This window comes from Actinosynnema sp. NPDC023587 (genome assembly GCF_040640215.1).
In the GTDB taxonomy this organism is placed as follows: Bacteria; Actinomycetota; Actinomycetes; order Mycobacteriales; family Pseudonocardiaceae; genus Actinosynnema.
In genome coordinates, this window is the sequence record NZ_JBFABG010000009.1 from 317,976 (window position 1) to 324,441 (window position 6,466).

Below are 6,466 nucleotides of genomic sequence, written 5' to 3' on the forward strand. Positions count from 1 at the left end.
GGTCGTTACCGTGTAGCCCCGTGGCGGACGGTGGCGGACAGGACAAGCCCGTGGACGGACGGGCCACCCGGTGGGCGGGGCAGCGGGACAAGCGGCGCGCGGAGATCGTGACCGCCGCGCTGGAGGCCATCGGCGAGCACGGGCCCTGGGTGTCCACGGAGCGGATCGCCGAGCGCGCCGGGATCTCCCGGCCCCGGCTCTACCGCCACTTCGCCGACGCCGACGACGTGTACGGCGCGGTCGGCCGCCGGATCTCCGAGCTGGTCGTCGCCGAGATGGTCCCGGTGCTGACCCGGCCCGCCGGCAGCGCGCGCGAGATCATCACCCGGGTCGTGCGCACGTTCGTGACGTGGATGACCGACAACGTCTCGCTGTACCACTACGTCGTGTCCCGCTCGGTGGAGGCGGGCCCGGACCGGCGGGTGTGGGCGGTGGACATCCGGGCCCGGCTCGGCGGTCTGCTGCGCGACCTGATCGGCGGCTACCTGGCCGTGCTCGGGGTGGGGGCGCGGGTCGCGGACCCGTTGGCGTTCGGCCTGGTGGGCATGGTCGAGTCGGCGACGGCGCGGTGGTCGGCCGAGCCCGGCGGACTGGACCGGGCGCAGCTCGTGGAGCGGTTGTCGGACTGGGTGTGGGGCGTGGTGGACGACGTGCTGCGCGCCGAGGGGGTCGTGCTCGACCCCGACCTGGTGCTGCCCCGGCTGCCGGTACCGGAGGGGTCGGCGGACTGAGGCGATCTCACTCTGGGCAGTCGGGTTGGCACTCTGCGCATCCTTGCTGGTACGTTGATGTAACCCTTACTTTGGTGTACCGCTCATCTGCGAGGCTGACTCGTGACCGGATCGGGAGCTGTCGCGCGAGGGCACTACTCGGCGGCGAGCGACGACGGGCTGATGGCGCTGGTGCGGGCCGGTACCGCGCAGGCGTTCAGCCCCCTCTACGAACGGCACGTGGCGGTCGCCCGCGCCAGGGCCCGCCACCTGGTGCCGCGCTGCGCGGCCGAGGCCGACGAGGTGGTGGCCGAGGGTTTCCTGCGCGTGCTGGAGGTCCTGCTGGCGGGCGGCGGCCCGACCCGGTCGTTCCGCGCCTACCTGCTGACCACGATCACCCGCACCGCGCTGGCCCGCAAGCGCCGCGAGGCGCAGGAGTTGCTGACCGGGGACCCGGCGGCGGACGAGGCCGCGCACACCCGCGTCGACCCCCGGCCCTACCAGGAGCGGGCCGTCGAGGGGGCGCTCGAACGCAGCCTCGCGATCCGCGCGTTCGAGCGGCTGCCGGCCTCCGCCCGCCAGGTCCTGCTCTACACCGAGGTCCTGGGCATGTCGCCGGCCCACGCCGCGCCGCTGCTGGACATCTCGCCCAACGCCGTCTCCTCGCGCGCCCACCGCGCCCGCGAGGCGTTGCGGGCCGCGTACCTCGACGCCCACGTCACCCCTCGCCCCTTCCCGCCGGGGTGCGCACCCGTGGTGGGCGAGCTCGGCACGTGGGCGCGGCGCGCCCTGCGCCCCCGGCGAAGATCCATTGTGGACGAACACCTGGGCAGGTGCCGGGGTTGTCGCGACCTCGCCGACGAACTGGCGTCGTTGAACACCATCCGGGTGCCGGAGACGCCACCCCGGTTGCGGCCCACGGGGTAGGCCGGTGCGCCCGGCCGGTGCTCCTTGACAGCGCCCGACCTCGATTGCGAAGGTCGGCCGATGGGGTCCTCCACTCCCGGCGCGGTGCGCCGGCGACCGCTGCGGCCGGCCGGGAACGTGCGGTCGATCACCGAGCGGCTCGGCTGGAGCGTGCTCGTGGCGGGCGACGACTCGGCGGTGTGCCGGGAGTTCGCGGACCGGTGGGGCGACGACCTGGCCGCCCGTTCGAAGGGGCCGTTCCGGTTCGCCTTCCTCGCCGGGCAACCCGCGTCCGCCGCACCTCCGGGTGTCGACGAGCACGTGCCGTGCCTCGTGGTCGTCACCGACGCCGACGTGCGCGTGGTGCCCTTCGAGGGGCGTGACGCCGCCGAGGTGCACCGGGTGCTCACGGGCTGGATCGACGAGTACCACCGGGCCAACGAAGGGCTGGTGGCGCGGTGGACGGCCGTGGAGCACGAGGCGCACCGGCTGATCGCGGAACTGTCGGGTTCCTCGCGCGCGGCGCGGGAGTGGGCCGGCCGTGCGCGGGCCGCGCGGGAGTCGTCGCCCAGGCTCGAATCGCTGTGCGCCGCACCGCCCGACGACCTGGGGGCCGTCCTGGCGGACCGGTCGGGTCTGCCACCGGAGTTGACGACGGAGCTGTCCGCGTGCCGGGACCGGTTGCGGGAGCTCGACGTCGTCGCCGCCGCCGGGCGGCGGATGGCCGCCGCCGCGGACGAACTCGCCGGGTCCGACGACCGCCGGGTGGTGCGCCGCGTGCTCGGCCGGCTGACCGGGGACACCGCGCTGCGCCGCCTGCTCACCCCGGACGGCGCGGCGGCGCTCGCGGCGGCGCGCTCCGCGTTCGGCCGGGACGACGCCGCCGACGTCCGCGCGTGGCGGGAGGACAACGGGAAGCTGTTCACCCTGCCCGTGTTCACCGCCGCCCGCCAGGCGTGGCGGTGGATCGCCGACCAGGGCCGGCTGCCCCGCGAACCGCCCGCCCGACACCGGCGGCGGGACTTCGACGCGTTCACCCGGGCCCTGGCGGCACAGCCGCTCGGCGCGGAGGCCGCCGACGGCGCGCTGGCCGCGCTCGCCGCCCACCACGGCGTGACGGACCAAGCGGAGTGGACCGCCGCGACCGCCGGGTTCCGCGCCTACCTGGTCGACGCGGTGGACCGCCTGCGCGCCACCGCGCCGGCGGACTTCACGGCCGTGGGCCACTGCCTGCCCGACTTCGCCCCGCCGGTCCGGTCGCTGACCGACGACCTGCGCGACCGGCGGGACGACCTCGTCCGGGCGTTGCGGCGCGCCGAACCCGACTCCGTGGCACAGGCCCGCCGGGAGGTGCTCGCGACGGTGCCCGCGCTCGCCGAGCGGCACCGCGCGCGGGTGGCCGCGTCCCTCGCCGCGCCGCCCCCGGAACCGACCGGCGCGGCGGCGGCGGCGCGCCTGGCCGACCTGGTCGCCGTGCTGGACGGCTACGACGCGGAGGCGTGCTCGGTCGTCCACCCGCACCGGTCCGACCCGGCGGCCCTCGCGGTGGCGGTGGCGGACGCGCCGGAGGACGATCCGGTGGCCGCGCTGCGCCGGCTCGCCGAGCGCACCGCCGCCGAGTACCGCCAGGCCTGGCACGGGCAGGTCCCGGGGTGAGCACCGGTCGGCCGGGATGCCGGAAAACGCCTGGTCACGGTGGTGGGACGGGCCACCGCCACCACCCCGGCCGCCGCGTGGGCCGAGGAAGGGCCGACTTCGCGGATGGCGGTGTCACCGTGGTCTATATGGGGTGTCACCGTGGTCTATATGGTGCGGGCATGACCCAGTCGATTCCGTTCACCGACATCAACTTCAAGCTCGCCGTCGTCCAGGAGCTGATGTACAACCAGGACCTCCTGCCGAAGTTCGACCTGGGCGAGTACGCCGCCGAGCAGGGCTTCACCTACGACGGCGGGAGCGTCGAAGCGGTGCCCGAGGCCCTGGCCCACTTCGAGGCGCTCGACGTCCCGGTCGAGCTCGCGGAGAAGATCACCGCGATCGAGATGGACGGCGGCAACGAGATCTACCTCGAAATCGCGCCGAACTGGGACGGCGAGGACGGGCTCTTCGACGTCGACGAGTTCGCCGACCTGCGGCACTTCCCCAACCTGAAGTCGATGACCCTGTTCTACACGGGCAACGAGGAGGCGCTGGAGGCGCTGCGCGCCCGGGGGATCGAAGCGGACTGGCTCTAGAACGGCGCGCGCCACCGGTGAAGGTGCCGCCCGGCGGTCCGGCCATTCTCCTCCCGCGCCACGTCGAGACTCGCCGCCGGCCCCGGTGAAAAGGCTCGGGCCGTTTTCCGGGAGCTGCCGACAAGATATCGGAATCTCCTACTGAAGATCTATATCCGCGGTGTCGCCAGGGTGGAATAGCGGCTCGGCGACCCGACTGGTGCGCCGAGTCGAACCGGCCCGTCCGGAGGCCGGTTCCGGCTCGCCCGCCCCCGCGTCCGCGCAGGTGGGCGTCGACGCCGCCGGGGCAAGCGGCCATTCGGGGGGATCTGCCCGGAGCATCGTTTTCCGCGCCGCCGATCCGGCCCCGCGCACATTCCCGACCCGCTGTCAACCCTTCTCCGGGTCGCCGGTCGGCGCGCATTGGCGGACCTTTGCGGTACCCATTCCGGTTTGCTCTGAACAGGTTGAGCGGGCCCGGTCCGGCGTGTATATCTCTGCGGGGGTGCCGCTGGAATACCGGGCGAGAAATGGCGGCGCGGCGTGGCCGGAACCTCGTGACATCCCTCCGACCAGGCTTCGGTCGGCCTGTTCGCGCAGACCGAAGTGATCAGGAAAGGGCTCCGGCACCGCCGCCGACCGCGGTGACGCCGGAGCACCGCACCGCCCGGCGGGCACCGGCCGGGGGTGTGGGCAGCCGAACCGCCCGTTCTCGTCCGGGCGGCGCGGTGTCCGAGCGGTCTCGACAGGCCGGTCGGGCAGTGGTGCCGAACAGCTCGGAGGTGGGGCTCGGCGCGAACCCCGCCAGTACCGGAGAACATCCGGCACGACCCTCCGCGCGCACTCGCTTCACCGCCGTCCGCGCGCAGGGCGCGGGCGGTCCGGCCGGGCCGGTGTCCGCGGGCCGGTCCAGGTCACAGGGGAGAGGATAGGGATGAGCACCAAGAACCCGGAGCACGTGGTCATCGTGGGCGGGGGAACCGCGGGCTGGATGACCGCCTCGTACCTCAAAGCGGCGTTCGGCGACCGGATCTCGGTCACCCTCGTGGAGTCCGGCCAGATCGGCACCATCGGGGTCGGCGAGGCGACGTTCAGCGACATCCGGCACTTCTTCCAGTTCCTCGACCTCAAGGAGGAGGACTGGATGCCGGCCTGCAACGCCACCTACAAGCTGGCCGTCCGGTTCGAGGACTGGCGCGAGCCGGGGCACCACTTCTACCACCCGTTCGAGCAGATGCGGTCGGTCGACGGCTTCCCGCTCACCGACTGGTGGCTCCAGAACGGCCTGACCGACCGGTTCGACAAGGACTGCTTCGTCATGGCGTCGATCTGCGACGCCGGCCGCAGCCCCCGCCACCTGGACGGCCGGCTGCTGGAGCAGGACTTCGTCGAGGGCGCGGCGGAACCCGTCGGGCTTACCATGTCCGAGCACCAGGGCAAGACCCAGTTCCCCTACGCGTACCACTTCGAAGCCGCGCTGCTGGCCAAGTACCTCAACAAGTACTCGGTGGACCGGGGCGTGCGGCACATCGTCGACGAGGTCCAGGACGTCCGGCTGGACGAGCGCGGGTGGATCGACCACGTCGTCACCAAGGAGCACGGCGAGCTGCACGGCGACCTGTTCGTGGACTGCACCGGGTTCCGCGGGGTGCTGATCAACAAGGCGCTCGGCGTCCCGTTCGAGTCCTACCAGGACACCCTGCCCAACGACAGCGCGGTGGCGCTCCAGGTGCCGCTGAACATGCAGGAGCGCGGGTTGCGGCCGTGCACCACGTCGACCGCGCAGGAGGCCGGCTGGATCTGGACCATCCCGCTGTTCGGCCGGATCGGCACCGGCTACGTCTACGCCAAGGACTACTGCTCGCCCGAGGAGGCCGAGCGGACGTTGCGCGCGTTCGTCGGACCGGAGGCCGAGCACGTCGAGGCCAACCACATCCGGATGCGGATCGGCCGCAGCCGCGAGTCGTGGTCGAACAACTGCGTCGCGATCGGCCTGTCCAGCGGCTTCGTGGAACCGCTGGAGTCCACCGGGATCTTCTTCATCCACCACGCCATCGAGCAGCTCGTGAAGTTCTTCCCGGCCGCCGACTGGCACCCGAAGCAGCGCGACATGTACAACTCGGCCGTCGCCAACGTGATGGACGGCGTCCGGGAGTTCCTGGTGCTGCACTACCTCAGCGCGAAGCGCGCGGACACCCAGTACTGGAAGGACACCAAGACCCGGGTCGTCCCGGACAGCCTGGCCGAGCGGCTGGAGCGCTGGAAGGTCCAGCTCCCCGACTCGGAGAACATCTTCCCGTACTACCACGGGCTGCCGGCGTACTCGTACATGTGCATCCTGCTCGGCGGTGGCGCGATCCAGTTGCGCCCGTCGCCGGCGCTGGCCCTGTCCGACGACACCGCCGCGCGCAAGGAGTTCGCGGCCATCCGGGACAAGGCGCAGCACCTGGTCGACCAGCTCCCCAGCCAGTACGACTACCACGCCCGCCTGCACTGAGCGGCCGGCCCCGGGCGGACCGCCGACCGGGGCCGCCCCGGGGGGGTCGTGACCACGACACCCCCGCCGTGGGGGGGCGGCGGCGCCCCCCCCCCCCCCCCCCCGCCCCCCCGCCCCCCCCGGCCGGGCCCCCCCCCCCC

Annotated in this window: 5 protein-coding genes; all 5 read left to right on the top strand. The window is 73.3% G+C overall.

The features are described 5' to 3' along the window. Positions 1-20: 20 nt before the first annotated feature. Positions 21-731, top strand: coding sequence for a TetR/AcrR family transcriptional regulator (locus AB0G01_RS24240; RefSeq protein WP_360949169.1), 711 nt, complete (start codon positions 21-23; stop codon positions 729-731). Positions 732-833: 102 nt separating this feature from the next. After that, complete coding sequence (locus AB0G01_RS24245) at positions 834-1,637, top strand: RNA polymerase sigma factor (protein WP_360949171.1); 804 nt, start codon at positions 834-836, stop codon at positions 1,635-1,637. Positions 1,638-1,697: 60 nt separating this feature from the next. After that, positions 1,698-3,272, top strand: coding sequence for a hypothetical protein (locus AB0G01_RS24250; protein WP_360949173.1), 1,575 nt, complete (start codon positions 1,698-1,700; stop codon positions 3,270-3,272). A 161-nt stretch (positions 3,273-3,433) separates the two neighbouring features. Beyond that, positions 3,434-3,850: a hypothetical protein gene (locus AB0G01_RS24255; RefSeq protein ID WP_360949175.1), complete on the top strand. Its 417-nt coding sequence runs from the start codon at positions 3,434-3,436 to the stop codon at positions 3,848-3,850. A 913-nt stretch (positions 3,851-4,763) separates the two neighbouring features. Continuing rightward, positions 4,764-6,326 carry a tryptophan halogenase family protein gene (locus AB0G01_RS24260; RefSeq protein WP_360949177.1) on the top strand — a complete coding sequence of 521 codons (1,563 nt, stop codon included), beginning with the start codon at positions 4,764-4,766 and terminating at the stop codon, positions 6,324-6,326. The last annotated feature ends 140 nt before the right edge of the window (positions 6,327-6,466 follow it).